At 61.8% G+C, this 14,583-nt stretch carries 12 protein-coding genes; 3 read left to right on the forward strand and 9 right to left on the reverse strand.

Annotation, left to right across the window (positions count from 1 at the left end; all coding sequences use genetic code 11):
• The first annotated feature begins 118 nt into the window (after window positions 1–118).
• On the forward strand, window positions 119–577 hold the full coding sequence (locus K3146_RS06280) for a response regulator (RefSeq protein WP_221545432.1): 459 nt from the start codon (window positions 119–121) through the stop codon (window positions 575–577).
• Here K3146_RS06280 and K3146_RS06285 read toward each other — a convergent pair whose 3' ends face one another.
• The 9 genes from K3146_RS06285 to K3146_RS06325 all read right to left on the reverse strand — a co-directional run bounded on the left by K3146_RS06285 (window position 578) and on the right by K3146_RS06325 (window position 13,222).
• Entirely contained in the window at window positions 578–1,978 is a 1,401-nt protein-coding gene (locus tag K3146_RS06285) for an alpha,alpha-trehalose-phosphate synthase (UDP-forming) (RefSeq protein WP_221545433.1), read from the reverse strand.
• Window positions 1,975–3,762 (reverse strand): glycoside hydrolase family 15 protein, encoded by a 1,788-nt coding sequence (locus K3146_RS06290; RefSeq protein WP_247711102.1) that lies wholly within the window; start codon window positions 3,760–3,762, stop codon window positions 1,975–1,977. The genes K3146_RS06285 and K3146_RS06290 overlap by 4 nt, the downstream gene beginning before the upstream one ends.
• A complete protein-coding gene (gene otsB, locus K3146_RS06295; RefSeq protein WP_221545434.1) occupies window positions 3,759–4,502 on the reverse strand; it encodes a trehalose-phosphatase in 744 nt (247 codons plus the stop codon). The genes K3146_RS06290 and otsB overlap by 4 nt, the downstream gene beginning before the upstream one ends.
• Window positions 4,503–4,561: 59 nt before the next feature.
• Window positions 4,562–5,200, reverse strand: coding sequence for a retropepsin-like aspartic protease family protein (locus tag K3146_RS06300; RefSeq protein WP_221545435.1), 639 nt, complete (start codon window positions 5,198–5,200; stop codon window positions 4,562–4,564).
• A gap of 52 nt (window positions 5,201–5,252) precedes the next feature.
• Window positions 5,253–6,251 carry an L-histidine N(alpha)-methyltransferase gene (gene egtD, locus K3146_RS06305; protein WP_221545436.1) on the reverse strand — a complete coding sequence of 333 codons (999 nt, stop codon included), beginning with the start codon at window positions 6,249–6,251 and terminating at the stop codon, window positions 5,253–5,255.
• The gene (gene egtB, locus K3146_RS06310) at window positions 6,248–7,498 is read right to left on the reverse strand and encodes an ergothioneine biosynthesis protein EgtB (protein ID WP_221545437.1); all 1,251 of its coding nucleotides are present in this window, start codon (window positions 7,496–7,498) and stop codon (window positions 6,248–6,250) included. Before egtB ends, egtD begins: the two co-directional genes overlap by 4 nt.
• Before the next feature lie 127 nt (window positions 7,499–7,625).
• Window positions 7,626–8,693 carry a GGDEF domain-containing protein gene (locus K3146_RS13620; protein ID WP_221545438.1) on the reverse strand — a complete coding sequence of 356 codons (1,068 nt, stop codon included), beginning with the start codon at window positions 8,691–8,693 and terminating at the stop codon, window positions 7,626–7,628.
• Between the two features lie 112 nt (window positions 8,694–8,805).
• On the reverse strand, window positions 8,806–10,179 hold the full coding sequence (locus K3146_RS06320) for a class II 3-deoxy-7-phosphoheptulonate synthase (RefSeq protein ID WP_221545439.1): 1,374 nt from the start codon (window positions 10,177–10,179) through the stop codon (window positions 8,806–8,808).
• A 109-nt stretch (window positions 10,180–10,288) separates the two neighbouring features.
• A complete protein-coding gene (locus K3146_RS06325) occupies window positions 10,289–13,222 on the reverse strand; it encodes a M16 family metallopeptidase (protein WP_221545440.1) in 2,934 nt (977 codons plus the stop codon).
• Window positions 13,223–13,336: 114 nt separating this feature from the next.
• Between K3146_RS06325 and K3146_RS06330 the strand changes: the two genes are divergently transcribed.
• Together K3146_RS06330 and K3146_RS06335 are read left to right on the forward strand one after the other, a co-directional pair.
• Complete coding sequence (locus K3146_RS06330; protein ID WP_221545441.1) at window positions 13,337–13,918, forward strand: NifU family protein; 582 nt, start codon at window positions 13,337–13,339, stop codon at window positions 13,916–13,918.
• Between the two features lie 26 nt (window positions 13,919–13,944).
• Window positions 13,945–14,553, forward strand: coding sequence for a malonic semialdehyde reductase (locus tag K3146_RS06335; protein ID WP_221545442.1), 609 nt, complete (start codon window positions 13,945–13,947; stop codon window positions 14,551–14,553).
• Window positions 14,554–14,583: the final 30 nt, after the last annotated feature.

Consider the following 14,583-nt stretch of genomic DNA (forward strand, 5'->3'; position numbering starts at 1 on the left):
CCGCAGCGTGGCACTCGCGCCCGCTAGGTGATAGCCCTTATTGCGCGGGGAACCGCGTTTTCTAACAGTGCCGGCTATCCCAATTGGCGTCCGCGGGACGCAGAACGGAGCCGAACCCATGCCGCATATCCTGATCGTCGACGACGATGAAATCGTAGCCCAGATGGCAAGCGAAATCCTGATGGACGCAGGACATGCTTGTGGATGGGTTTGCGACGGGGAGAAGGCGCTCGATCTGCTGCGCTGGCGGCGACCGGATGTGCTCCTGCTCGACCAGGACATGCCGGGCCTTACCGGGGCGCAGGTCCTGCGTTCACTCCGGAGCTCTGCCGAAACCTATGACCTCCCGGTCATCATGTTCACCGGGATCAGTGGAGTGGACGACGAGAACGCTGCCTTCCACAACGGGGCGCAGGCTTACCTGCGAAAACCGTTCCGGTCCGAAGTGCTGCTGCGGCAGGTCGAAGAGGTTCTAGCGCCGCGGGCCGAGCGACCTCGCCATCTCAGCCTCATGGAGCATCTGGAACAGGCAACGGGGCGTTGGCGTGACGCGCCGAAAAAGCGCGCAGTCTACTGATTATCTACCCGGTGCATTGTCGAGATCGCTGAGAATCCTCGCGGTCCAATCCTGCACATTATCGTCGCGGACGGTCGCGATCAGCTTGTCGTAGCGCGCCTTGCGTTCTTCCAGCGGCATGTCGAGCGCCGTGCGGATGGCGTGCGACAGATCGTCCGGGCTGTGCGGATTGACCAGCAGGGCGTCCTTCATCTGGTCGGCAGCCCCCGCGAAGCGCGACAGGATCAAAACCCCCGGATCCTCTGGATCCTGCGCCGCGATATATTCCTTGGCCACCAAGTTCATTCCATCGCGCAGGGGCGTGACGAGACCGATCTTCGAAGCGCGGAAGAAGCCGTACAGCTCGGCATGGCTATAGCCGCGATTGACGTAGCGCACCGGCACGAGATCAACCTCGCTGCGCGCGCCGTTGATCTGGCCAGCCTTCTGTTCGAGCGTGGCGCGGATCGCCTGGTAGCTATCCACGTCTTCACGGCTGGGAGGTGCAATCTGTACGAACACAAGATCGCGGACCCGCTCGGGATGCTTGTCGAAAAAGCGTGAAATGCCATCGAGGCGTTCGGGCAAGCCCTTGGAATAGTCCAGCCTGTCAACGCCGATCATTGCGGTGCGATCGCGAGTAGAATTTGCAAGGCGCTGTTCGGCCTTCCAGGCGTCCTTGGTATCCCCGAGCGCGCTGAAGTGATCCCAATCGATACCGATCGGATAAGCACGGGCGATCGTTGTGTGACCATCCAACGTGACGGCCCCGGTCTCGTCATTCACCTCGGCCCCTAGCTCAGTCCGGCAATAATGGAGGAAGCTCTCGAGCCACTCCTCCGTCTGGAAGCCGACCACGTCATAGTGCAGCATCGTGCGCACGAGGCGCTCGTGATAGGGGAGCGAAACGAAGAGGCGGGTGGCGGGCCAAGGGATATGGAGGAAGAAGCCGATCCGGTTCCCGAAGCCCCGTGCCCGAAGCCGTTCGCCGAGCGGGATCAGGTGGTAATCATGCACCCAGACGACATCATCGGGCTCGATTAGCGGAGCGACCAGCTCTGCAAAGCGTTCGTTGACGCGCTCATAGCCCTTGCCCGTCTCGCGTTCGTATTTCGCAAGGTCGAGGCGGTAGTGGAACAGCGGCCAGAGCGTCGAATTGGCGTATCCGTTGTAGTATTCCTCGACGTCCCGCTGCGAGAGATCGATGGTCGCAGTGGTCACGCCATCACTCGTTTGAGTTGCGATGTTTCCGGTCCGCCCTGTCTCGCTTTCCTCGCCGGACCAGCCGAACCACAAACCTTTGCGAGACTTGAGGGCAGAATGCAGCGCGCCGGCCAGGCCTCCCTGTGCGCCTGCCGCGCCGCGCGCCTTGGGCACCGCAACGCGGTTCGAGATCACGACTAGGCGGGCGTCGGCGCTCACCGCACCTCGCTCCAGCTTTTCGAAAGATGACCTGCGCTATTGATAATACCTACCAGCGAGTAGGTCTGGGGGAAGTTCCCCCAAAGTTCGCCTGTTTCGTAATCGAGGTCCTCGCTGAGCATTCCCGAGCGGGTCCTGTGGCTCAGCATCGAGCAGAACAGCTCCCTCGCCTCCTCGCTGCGCCCGGTCAGGTGAAGCGCCTCGATCAGCCAGAAGGTACACACGTTGAACGCGGTCTCGGGCGCGCCGAAATCGTCCTCGGCAGCGTAGCGCAACATGTGGTCGCCGCGCCTGAGGTCGCGTTCCACCGCGGCGAATGTCTTGAGGAACCGCGGATCGTCGGGCTTCAGATACCGTAGTTCGACCATCTGGAGCAGGCTGGCGTCAAGATAGTCGCTTTCGAAGCTGGCGCCATAATGCTGGCCCTCCTCGCTCCAAGCCTCGGCCTCGATCTTGGCCCGAATTGCCTCGGCCCGGTCTTTCCAGAAGGTGACGCGATCCGCCTTGCCGAGACGGGCAGCGACATTGGAAAGCCTGTCGCAGGCCGCCCAGCACATGACAGCGGAGTAGGTGTGGACCTCCTGCCGCGTGCGGAACTCCCACAGGCCTGCGTCGGGTTTGTCATGCTTGGCCCAGGCTGCCTCTCCGACCTCTTCCAGATGAGCGAAATCCCTCCCGTCTGCCATGCGGAGCAGGCGGGTGTCGAAGAACGCCTGCGCTGTCGGCATCACGATCTGTCCGTAACAGTCATATTGCACCTGCTTGTACGCAGCATTGCCGATCCGGACAGGGCCGTTGCCGCGATAACCGGCCAGATGCTCCGCCTCACTCTCGTGCAATTCGGCATCCCCCATTACCGAGTAAAGCGGCTGGATCTGCCCTCCGCCGGCCTGGTCGATGATGTTGCGCAGGTAGGCGAGGTATTTTTCCAGCACATCGAGTGCGCCCAGGCGATTGAGCGCCTGCACGGTGTAATAACTGTCGCGGATCCAGCAGTAGCGATAGTCCCAGTTGCGCTGGCTGCCGGGCGCCTCCGGAATGGATGTGGTCAGCGCCGCGACGATCGCGCCGGTCTCTTCGTGTTGGCACAGCTTCAGCGCAATGGCCGCGCGGATCACCTCTTCCTGCCATTCTAGCGGGATGTGGAGGCCACGCACCCAGTGCTTCCAGTACTTCCTCGTATTGGCTTCCATCCGCCGCAATTCGCTGCGGATGTTGCCGACGAATGGCTCGTCGGGCCCAAGGAAGAAATGCTGGTCGCTTTCTACTCTATAGCTGCGGCCCTCGAGGATATAGCCGACCGGCGCATCGGTAGAGAGGCGTAGCGCCTGCTCACCGACGAGGTAGCGGATGTGGTTGGTCCCATTGGTCGTGCCAGCCAGCGCTTTGCCATATTCGTGCATGGGTGCCAGCCGCACGCGCAGCCGGGGCGCACCCGAAATGGGGCGGATGATGCGGATATAGGCAACCGGGCGGTACATCCGACCCGAGCTTTCGAAACGAGGCGCAAAATCGTGGATTTCCAGCGCACTTCCGTCCCCCGCTTCGAGCCGGGTGACAAGGATCGGCGTGTTCCGCACATAGTGCTGGCTCGCGGAAACCTGACCCTCGAGCTCGAACCGCCAGACCCCCTCATCGCGCTTTTCGCCGTTAAGGAGCGAGCAGAAAACCGGGTCTCCGTCGACTCTCGGAATGCAACCCCAGACGAACCCGCCGTCCCGATCCACCAAGGCGCTGACCTGGCAATTGCCGATGGGGGAGAGTTCGAGATTGGGTTCGTTCATAGATCCAGCCAGCTGTGCACCGCGTCGACGTCTTCCAAATGATAGCGTGCAGCCTCGCTCGCCCTTTCCCCTACCGCAATACCGAATCCCGAGAATTCGCTTGCAGCAGCCATCCCGTGTTCGTCCGTCACGTCGTCTCCGACGAACACCGGCATGCTGCCGAGGAAGGGATCGATGGCCATGAACGCTTCAAGCGCCGCACCCTTGTTCGCGCCGGGGCGAACGAGCTCGGCAACGGCCTTGCCCGTGGTGACGTCTAGCGCGAAGCGCGCGGCCACATCATGTGCAAATTCAAGGGCCGCCGAAGCCTTCTCCGGTTGTCCGCGAAAGTGCAGAGCACCGCCGTGGCTCTTCGCTTCGTAGAACAGGCCGTTGACCTCGGCATAGCTGCTCAGTTCGTCGATGGCGGTTTGCGGCAGGCCCTTGGGCGCCTCACCCAGCCGGGATCCATCGGCATTGAACCGGGAGGCGCCATGCGATCCCGCCCGCGCGATTGATACCGAGCCCAGATGGCTTTCAAGGTCGTCGAGCGCACGCCCGCTGACCAGCGCCAGCCTTCCGCCGAGCCTGCTCTGTAGATCATGGAGCCGATCCGAGAGATCGTTCGGCACGTGGATGTCGCCGGGGCGCGGGGCAATGCCGACCAGTGTCCCGTCGAAATCGAGGAACAGCGAGACCGGCCGCTGCGAAAGCAATTCGGCCAGTGGCGGCGGGGATGGGCGCGGAGAGTGGCTTGCCATCGTGATGTGGCATTAGCGGCTTAGCCGCTCCGGTCAAACGCGGAGCGGATTCGCGGGATTCACGGATCGAGAATCAGGTCGCCATTCTCCACCCGCCAGCCCTCGAGCCGGGAGAGAAAATTCATTCCCAGCACATTGGTTCGACCGAGGTTTGGCGCGATCACTGCGTCGAGACCCTCGGCCTCGATATTTCCGAAGGTGAGCCTGGTGACAGTGGTGAGTTCTGCAGTGACAGTCCCGTTAGCGGTTCCCAGGACGACCGGGAGGCCGCCAGTCCGTGGCTTGAGACCGGCGGCGCGGGCCGAGTCCGCAGAAAAAGCGGTCAGCGTTGCCCCCGTATCGACCAGGAATCGTGTCGGCACGCCATTGACCTCGGCAACGAGCCAGTAATGGCCGTCGGCCGCCAGCGGGATAAGCGTCTCTTCGCCCAGGATTTTCTGCTCGGGAAGGCCAATCTCGGTGACTGCATCAAGCCTCGGATCGAACCGTGCGAGTTGCAGGAAGACCGTCAGCAGGATCCCAACCAGCGCGAGCGTGCTCACCGTTCGCACGATGCGGCCGCCAGCTATCCGGTTGCGCAGCATGATCGCGCCAACCCAGCCGATCAGAAGGGCAGCGATCGTGCCGACGAGCAGGCCTGAGCGCGGAATGGCGCGGACAATTTCAGCTATGGCGTCGAGTGCGCTCTGCGGGTCCATCCAGAGGATATAGGGGCTCGTTCCCCGCTGGTCGATGAATGCGTGAAATTATTCAGGGCGCATCGCGCTTTTCGGTCGCTTCGGCGAGGATCAAGGAGAAACGCCCCTCCCCGTCCGTCCATCGCTTCCGAGGTGTCCAGCCACCCGCAAGCAACAACGTATTGGCGCTGCGTCGCGTGAACTTGTGGCTGTTCTCCGTGTGGATCGTTTCCCCCGCCCGCATCGCGAAATTCTCGTTCGCAACGGAGAAATCGAAGTCGCGCGTCGCCTCGAGATGCATCTCGACCCGCGCATAGGCGTCGTTCCACACCGCCCTGTGCTGCAAGGCATCGAGCGGAATGGTCCCGCCCAGTTCGCGATTGATCCGCCGCGCGAGGTTGAGGTTGAACTCGGCCGTCACGCCGCGTGCATCGTCATAGGCCGCTTCCAGCACCGCGCGGTCCTTGATCAGGTCCATGCCGATCAACAGCACTGGTCGCTCGCCATTCTCCGCTCCCAGCGTCACCCGCATAGAACGCAGCAAATCCACCGCAGTTCGGGCGACCATGTTGCCGATCGTGGAACCGGGGAAGAAACCGAGCTTCTTCATGCCGAGCACCTCTTGCGGCAGCGTGACTTCGCGCATGAAGTCCGCTTCGACCGGGTGCACGGCCAGATTGGGAAACTTCTCGGCCAGCGCGGCTGCGGATTCGCGCAGGAAATCGCCCGAGATATCGAGCGGGACATAGGCCGCTGGATCGATCGCGCGAAGCAGGAGCGGCGTCTTGACCGAACTTCCCGAGCCGAACTCCACCACCGCACGTCCCGCGCCAATCAGTTCCGCGAACTCATTGCCGCGCGATTGCAATATCTCGGTCTCGGCGCGGGTAGGATAATACTCGGACAGTTCGGTGATGTCCTCGAACAACTGCGAACCGGCATCATCATAAAGCCAGCGCGCGGGAACCGCCTTTTGTCGCTGGCGAAGCCCGGCGAGCACATCCTCGCGAAACGCGCGGTCCACGCCATCATCATCCCGATTGACGAGAGCTATTCCCTGTTCGGTCTTCATAGGTCCTTTGCCAGTCTCAGCCCGGTGAATTGCCAGCGCTGGTGGGGGTAGAAGAAGTTTCGATAGCTGGCCCGCGAATGGCCACGCGCAGTCGCACAGCTTGCCCCCTTGAGGACGAACTGCCCGCTCATGAACTTGCCGTTGTATTCTCCAACCGCTCCCGCAGCAGGCTGGAAGCGGGGATAGGGCAGATAGGCAGAACGCGTGAACTGCCAGCAGTCGCCGAACAGGCCTTCGCTACCGCTCGGAAGCGGTGGCTCGGCCCGGTCGAGCTGGTTCCCACCCGCCGGATCATGGGCTGGTGCCTCACCCTCCTGACCTCGCGCGACGGCTTCCCATTCGAATTCGGTCGGCAAACGATACCCTGCCCAAGTGGCAAAGGCATCGGCCTCGAAATAGGAGATATGCGTGACGGGCGCATTGGGATCGCGGGCTTGCCAGCCCCAATGCGTAAATTGTTCGTCCTCCCGCCAGTACAACGGGGCGCCAATCCCGTTCTCGTTCACCCACGCCCATCCGTCGGATAGCCAGAGTGACGCTTTCGCATACCCGCCATCGGCAATGAATTCGGACCATTCGCCATTCGTGACCAAACGCGATGACAAGGCATAGGGTTCGAGCAGGACACGATGGGCAGGACCTTCGTTGTCGAAGGCAAATCCCGCGGCCTGATGACCGACACGCGCTACACCGCCCGGATGCGCATACCAGCCGTCCGCCTGCCGATTGGCGGGGGGTGCTGCCGCCTCCCACATCGCCGGGCCGAGGGGGTTCTGGAAAAGCGCGTGCTTTATGTCGGTGAGGAGCAATTCCTGGTGTTGCTGCTCATGCGCAAGGCCAAGCTCGATCAGCGGGCGCAGGTCTTCTCGCGAAATCAGCGGCTGCATTGCCTCATCGACATGCGCGCGAAACTCTAGGATCTGGTCGAGCGTCGGTCGCGACAGCATGCCGCGGGAAAAGCGGGCGATCCGCTCTCCCTCTGCTTCGTAATAGGAATTGAAGATGAAGGGCCAGTCTTCGTTGAAAAGCGAGTAACCCGGCGAACGGTCGCGCAGGAGGAAAGTCTCCCAGAACCACGTGACGTGGGCGAGGTGCCACTTGGCAGGCGACGCGTCTTCCATGGACTGCAAGGTCGCATCGGCATCCGATAGCGGTTCGACCAGCGCCTCGGTCAGGGCGCGAGTCTTCGCATATTCGTCCACAAGAGCGCTTGCGGTTACGGACTGGCTCGCCTGGGTCGGAGGCATCCCCCTCTCCCCTGTTGCGGCCACCAGAACGGGGCGACCACGACTCATAATGGCGCAATCCTCGCGTCATTTAAAGTGCGTCTTCGGAAAAAGCCTTATCTTATCAAATCTTAGCGGTAAGAGGAGCTTAGGCGGCCTGCCCGACGCGGTTCCTACCGCCCCGCTTCGCTTCATATAGCGCCGCATCAGCGCGCGCGAACAGGAGCAGGGCCGCATCGCCCTTACCCAACTGGGCGTGTCCAGCGCTGATCGTGATTGCAGGAACGGGCGCGCTATGGGTCCCGGCTTCTACCGCCCATCTCAGCCGCTCCGCCGCCAGGAGAGCCGCCTCTCCATCCGACCCGGGCATGATCCAGAGGAACTCCTCGCCACCGATCCGCGCGACAATGTCGAATTCACGCGCCTGGCGGCGGGCGATATCGCCAAGCATACCGATGACCTTGTCCCCGATTAGGTGGCCATAACGATCGTTGATCTTCTTGAAATGATCGATGTCGAAGACGACAATCGATAGCGGAACAGAGGTCGATCGCGCCTCCACCACGGCGCGATCCAGCTGCGCCATGGCGAAACGTCGGTTCGCGAGGCCGGTAAGTGCGTCGGTGTTGGCCTCCTCTTGTGCTTTCTCCGCGCGCGCTAGAGCTTCGTCGCGATCCTTCTTGAGCTCGTAGTCGGTCGTGATGTCGCGTACGACCATGAACACCTGTTCGCGCATGCGCTCGGGAGAGAAGACATTGCGCGCCCGGGCGCGCAGGATTCGGCTTTCGTCTCTCCGGCCCTGAACCTCGAACTCGATCGCGAAGGTGTCTGTATCGGCCGCGTGCTCTTCCAGCACCAATTCGATCTGCTTCAGACCATCGGGCATGATGCGGCGGAGAATATCGTCGCGAGGAGGAGTGCCTCCCGGCAGGCCTGCCAAATGGCACATCTCCTCCGACCATAGATGGCGACGCGGCTCGATCTCGATGCACCATCGCCCGTATCCGGCGAGCCCTTCTGCCTTCTGCAGCAGATCCACGTTTCGGGCGAGCTTTTCGGCATCCCTGCGTAGGCGACTGTTGATCCGACGATGCCGGAAGCACTGGGCGGCCAAGAGGGCGAAAGACAGGATGAGCAGGAGGATGCCTGCCTTGGGATCGGGGCTCATTATTGCCAATGCGGCCAGCATACCAGCGATCGGCCACACAAGTAGCACGAGCGAGTTCTTCGATGGTAAACTGGCTTGGCGCAAGCGGTCCTCCTGCTCGCAGAAGGACCTATCCCGGAAAGACGTAGTCGAGGGTCGATAGCGACCCTCGCAGATTTACCTAGGCGGCATTGGCTTGCGTTTGCGAATGCTCGGCGTTGAGCGTCTCAGCAATCAGGAAAGCCAGTTCGAGCGACTGTGCGGCATTGAGTCGCGGATCGCAGTGCGTGTGATAGCGGTCTTTCAGCGCCTCATCGGTGATTGCCACAGCGCCACCGACACATTCTGTCACGTCCTGACCGGTCATTTCGACATGGATACCGCCCGGGTGCGTGCCTTCCGCGCGGTGCACGGCGAAAAAGCCCTTCACCTCGGTCAGGATACGGTCGAAAGGCCGCGTCTTGTAGCCGCTGTCCGACTTGACGACATTGCCATGCATCGGGTCGCAGCTCCAAACGACTGGATGCCCTTCGGCCTTCACCGCGCGAACGAGGCGCGGCAGCCCCTCTTCCACCTTGTCGTGACCGAAACGGCTGATCAGGGTGATGCGCCCCGGCTCGCGCGCAGGATTGAGCGTATCGAGCAGCCGGAGCATGGCGTCCGTCTCAAGGCTCGGCCCGCACTTCATGCCCAGCGGATTGCCGATGCCGCGTGCAAATTCGACATGAGCACTACCTTCGAAGCGGGTGCGATCACCGATCCACACCATGTGTGCACTGGTATCGTACCATTCGCCGGTCAGGCTATCGCGCCGCGTCAGGGCCTGTTCGTAGGGCAACAAAAGAGCTTCGTGGCTGGTGTAGAAGCTGGTGCCCTGCAGTTGTGGTAGCGTCTCCGGCGTAACACCGCAGGCTTCCATGAAGTCGAGCGCTTCGCCGATCCGTTCGGCGACATCGGAGAACTTGTCGGCCCAGGGGCTGCGACCCATGAAATCGAGCGTCCATTGATGGACCTGCCTTAGGTTCGCATAACCGCCGCCGGCAAATGCACGGAGCAGGTTGAGCGTTGCCGAAGCCTGGAAATAGGCGCGGACCATGCGCTGCGGATCATTCGTGCGGGCGGTGGGATCGAACTCAATGCCGTTGACATTGTCGCCAAAGTAGCTCGGCAGGGTTACATCGCCCTGCGTTTCCGTATCCGAGCTGCGCGGTTTCGCGAACTGCCCCGCCATGCGCCCGACCTTCACTACCGGCTTTTTGCTGGCGAAAGTCATGACCACCGCCATCTGCAACAGCACGCGGAAGGTGTCGCGAATGTTGTTCGGGTGGAATTCGGCGAAGCTTTCCGCACAATCACCGCCCTGCAGCAGGAAGGCATTGCCCTCAGCCACTTCGGCGAGATCGGCCTTCAGTGCACGCGCCTCGCCCGCAAAAACGAGCGGCGGATGGCTGGCGAGCGCCTGCGTCGCCTCTTCCAGCGCAGATGCGCTTTCATAGCGCGGCAAGTGCTTCGCTTCGAAACCTTGCCAGCTATCGGGAGACCATTCGCGTGCCATTATTCATCCAGTTCAATGTTCATTTCGGCCCGAAAGCCAAGCCCAGCCACCTCTTTCGCGCAAGCAGCATAAACTTGGCCAGTGCAAAAGCCCGATTGCCGTGATCGGTCTAGCGTCCGGCCTGGCCCCTGTTCGCGCTCACTCTCGTTGCGAGTTCCTGGCCTTCGGGGATGACCGCCATACGCCAGCCGGGTTGGCCGCCGAAATACTCGCGCGCCAGTGACAACATCGTCTCCGGCGTGGTCTGCGAATAGTCGAGCAGAAAGCCGCGCAGCGCCTGCATCCGGCGGGGATCGGTCGTCGAGCCCTCCAATTCGAGCAGGAAGAAGAAATTTCCGCTCGAAATGCGTTGGTAGTAGTTGCGCAGAGGTTCGGTGGCGCGCGCGAGCTCGTCTTCGCTCGGCGGCATTTCGGTAAGCTCGCGCGCGATCCGGTCGGCTTCGGCGAAGAACACCGGTACGTCGGCGGGCTGCAGTTGGGCGAAGCCCATGACTGTTCCGCCGCTCTCGACGTCTGCTGGCCAGTCGAGCACGACCGAGGGAGAATAGCTGGCGCCTGCCCTCTCGCGCATGGCATCCATCAGGCGATTGCTGAAAACCTCGGTGAGGATGGCGAGCTGGCGGGATTTGCGAATCTCGCCCCGCCCACCGCCGACCGGCCATGCAATGACCGCAGCTGCCTGGTTCGCCTCGCCCTTGTGATACCGCACGACCGCGTCGCCGCCTTCCGAGATTTCGAGTTCCCGCGCGAGAACCTTTGACGGTATTGGCTTGCGGTCCGGCAGAGCACCAAATGTCCGCGAGAGGGCCTCGACCGCTTCCTCGCTGTCGAAATCGCCGAAAATGAGGACTTCGACAGGACCTTGCTCGAGGATCGGCTCCCAGACCTTGCGGAACCGTTTCATTGTCGCTCGTTCGAGGGTCCTGGGGTCCGCGGTCCGGAAGATCGGATTGCGATTGTAGATGAAGTATTCGAGGTCGCGGTTCAGCACTCCTCCCGGGCTCGAAGCGTAGCTTTCATAGGCCAGCCTGCCTGCTGCCTTCGCGCGCTCGAAAGGGTTTGTATCCCAGCGCGGCATTCCGAGCTTCGCAGCGAAGAGATAGAGCTGGTCGGCCAGATCCTGGCGCCGCGTCTGGGCGCCGAACAGGAACGTTCCCTCCTCGATCGTAAACTCAAAGCCCATCTTGCGGCCGGTGGAGATCCGGTCGAGCTCTTCCTGCCCCAATTCGCCGAGACCAAGCTGGACGAGCGTTGTCTCACCAAGCTGGATGTAGGGTGCGTCCTTGGCCTCGAATGCGCGAAGACCTGCACCGAACCGTACCCGAACTGCAACGCGACCCGGCTCGTTGCCGTTCGAGAGCAGGATGGCCTTTACGCCATTGGCGAACTCGACGCGCTCTACCTGACCTATGCCGTGCGGAACGCGAGCGATCACTTCACCCGGCTCGCCGATGGGAGGCAGATCCTCAAAGCGGATGGTCTGCGCGGCGATCCTTGCACCGGAGGCGGCGTCAACCGGCTCAAGCAAGGCCGTGCGAATGCCGGCATCGCTCGTCTCACGGGGATCGGGGGTGATATATGTGGCGCGGATCACCGAACCCTCGAAGAGCCCGCGCGTAGCTTCGAGCACGTCCTGCGCCGAAGTCTTCTCCTTCATCGAGTTGAAGACCATCAGGAAGGTTTCAGGTGCAGCAATAGCTTCGCGGATATCGACCGCGCCGACCAGATCGTCGGCAATCGTCGATCCTGCCAGGACCGAGCGTTGCTCGACGTAATTGGCGAAACCGACCTCCATCTCGGCCAGTTCGCGGTCCATCTCCTCCTGCGTCGGGGGATGCGCAAGGGCATCTGCAATGACACCGCGCACGTCCGCGAGAGCGGTCTCCCAATCCTCACTGAGGGGACCGAATTGCACGATCGTGGCATGGGTGGAGCGGCTGATCTTGGACTCGCTTGCCTGTGCGTAAAGGTAGCTGCCCCCAGCCCGCGCACGGGCCTCAAGCCGCCGATTGATCAATGCCAGAGCCAGCTGGTCGCGCAGTCGGCCCTCATTATAGACGATGGTGTCGTCGACCTGCCGCCAAGGGCGGAAGTAGCCATAGCTGAAAGCGCGCGGAAGTGTCGGCTCGACGATGACAGCAACTTCGCCAACCGGGTTGGAAGGGTCCGCATCCGCCGGAGCGACGGGATCGCCGAAATCGGGCGCGAGCGCCGGTGTTCCGGCGACATTCCAGTCTTGGAAATACTTCTCGATCAGTGCGGCAAAAAGCATGGGATCGAGGTCGCCGACAACCGATATCACGGTGTTTTCCGGACGATACCAGCGATCGTAGAAGGCGCTGACCGATGCGCCGTCCGCCGATTGCAAGCTGTCTTCCGTTCCAATCGTGAGACGCTCGGCAAGTCGCTGGCCTGCAAACAGCGTCCGAAGGGTGGTTTCGCTGACGCGTTCGCCGACCCCACCACGCTCCCTCTTCTCGGCCAGGACGATCGGAACTTCGGCACGCACGTTTTCGTCGGAAAGGACAGGCTCGCGGATCATACCCGAAATCAGCCGAATGCTTTCCTCCAGCTTCGCCGGGTCGACGTCGGGTAGATCGAGCTTGTAGACCGTATGCGTCGGACTGGTCTCGGCATTGGTATCGCTGCCGAACGTCGCGCCGAGGCGTTGCCATGTCGGGATAGCCTCAGCCGGGCCGAGATACTTGCTCTCGCGGAACAGCAAGTGTTCAAGCAAGTGCGCGTAGCCTAGCTCATTGTCTTCTTCGTAGAGCGAGCCGGCATCGATGCGGACACGGATCGAAACCTGACCCGGAGGCACGCCGTTGTACCGCACGCCATAGCGGATGCCATTGTCGAGTTTGCCGAACAGCCACTCCTCGTCGCGTGGAACGTCGCTGTTCTCATAGATCCAGGGGACCTCGCCCTCGGCCTGGAGCGATTCAGGCCGCGGAGCATCCTGCGCGACAGCCGGTAGGGGAACGAGCAGGAAAGCCGGAAGGAAAAATGCGAGACGCCGCGTGGCGCGCAGAAAATCGGTCATGGGCAAGGATATAGAAAGACACCGCGTGAAGCGCCAGTGAATGAAAGGAGATGCATTGCGGCGCGTTCGACAATTGCCTTGTCGGCTCACCCACCCGACCCTACATCGCTACCCATGTTCATCGAAACCGAAACCACGCCCAATCCGTCCAGCCTGAAATTCCTCCCCGGTCGTCCGGTGATGGGACAGGGAACGCGCGAATTCGCGTCTCCCGAAGCTGCGGAAGCCAGCCCGCTGGCTCAGGCGATCTTCGACACCGGTGAAGTGGTGAACGTGTTCTTCGGGGGCGACTTCATTACGGTAACCTCCGCACCTGGCGTCAGCTGGAGCGATCTGAAACCGCAGGTCCTTTCGATCCTGCTCGACCACTTCGTTTCCGAAGCCCCGCTCTTCACGCCCGGGACCGCTGGCGGCATCTCGGTCCCCGGCGAAGATGACGAATTGCTGGTGGAAGAAAACGAGGCCGACGCCGATATCGTCGCCCAGATCAACGAACTGCTCGAAACGCGCGTCCGCCCCGCCGTTGCCGGGGATGGTGGAGACATCCAGTATCGCGGCTTCAAGGACGGGATCGTCTACCTCCAGATGCAAGGCGCCTGCTCTGGCTGTCCGTCATCGACCGCGACATTGAAGCACGGCATCGAAGGCCTGCTGAAACATTACGTGCCGGAAGTCGTTGAAGTCCGCGCCGCCTGATTTTTCACCAGCTTCCCGGGAAGACCATGACCAAGCAATTTCACGACACGCACCTGTCGGCAGACGCCCTCGACCAGATTTTCCGCGAGGCGCGCAGCTACAATGGCTGGCTCGACAAGCCGGTGAGCGATGAACAGATCCAGGCGATCTATGAGCTGATGAAGATGGGGCCAACATCGGCCAATATGCAGCCCGCGCGGATCGTCTGGGTGAAATCCGACGACGCGAAGGCCAAGCTTCTCGAGTGTGTATCCGAAGGTAATCACGATAAGGTGAAAGCCGCCCCGGTAACTGCAGTGATCGGCTACGATATCGATTTCCACGAAGAGTTGCCCTGGCTCTTCCCGCATACCGACGCGAAGAGCTGGTTCGAAGGCGACGAGGAAGGGCGCAAGGAAGGCGCATTCCGCAACTCGTCCCTGCAAGGCGCCTATCTGATGATTGCCGCCAGGTCGCTCGGTCTCGATTGCGGCCCCATGTCGGGATTCGACCCGGAGAAGGTCGAGAAGGCGTTCTTCAGCGACGCTCCACGGCACCGGGTGAATTTTATCTGCTCGATCGGATATGGCGACAAGGAATCCATCTTCGGCCGCAGCCCGCGCCCCGATTTCGACAAGTTCAATTCGATCGCCTGACTTGAAGCGGCAAGCGGAGTAAGGCAGGGC

Origin of the sequence: Qipengyuania vesicularis, assembly GCF_019711415.1 — a bacterium.
Classification (GTDB): Bacteria; Pseudomonadota; Alphaproteobacteria; order Sphingomonadales; family Sphingomonadaceae; genus Qipengyuania; species Qipengyuania vesicularis.

Coding starts and splice junctions, on each gene's coding strand:
- K3146_RS06335 (WP_221545442.1), top strand. CDS start 13,945: ATGACCAAGCAATTTCACGACACGCACCTGTCGGCAGACGCCCTCGAC.
- K3146_RS06280 (WP_221545432.1), top strand. CDS start 119: ATGCCGCATATCCTGATCGTCGACGACGATGAAATCGTAGCCCAGATG.
- egtD (WP_221545436.1), bottom strand. CDS start 6,251: ATGAAGACCGAACAGGGAATAGCTCTCGTCAATCGGGATGATGATGGC.
- egtB (WP_221545437.1), bottom strand. CDS start 7,498: ATGCCTCCGACCCAGGCGAGCCAGTCCGTAACCGCAAGCGCTCTTGTG.
- K3146_RS06300 (WP_221545435.1), bottom strand. CDS start 5,200: ATGGACCCGCAGAGCGCACTCGACGCCATAGCTGAAATTGTCCGCGCC.
- K3146_RS06330 (WP_221545441.1), top strand. CDS start 13,337: ATGTTCATCGAAACCGAAACCACGCCCAATCCGTCCAGCCTGAAATTC.
- K3146_RS06325 (WP_221545440.1), bottom strand. CDS start 13,222: ATGACCGATTTTCTGCGCGCCACGCGGCGTCTCGCATTTTTCCTTCCG.
- otsB (WP_221545434.1), bottom strand. CDS start 4,502: ATGGCAAGCCACTCTCCGCGCCCATCCCCGCCGCCACTGGCCGAATTG.
- K3146_RS06290 (WP_247711102.1), bottom strand. CDS start 3,762: ATGAACGAACCCAATCTCGAACTCTCCCCCATCGGCAATTGCCAGGTC.
- K3146_RS06320 (WP_221545439.1), bottom strand. CDS start 10,179: ATGGCACGCGAATGGTCTCCCGATAGCTGGCAAGGTTTCGAAGCGAAG.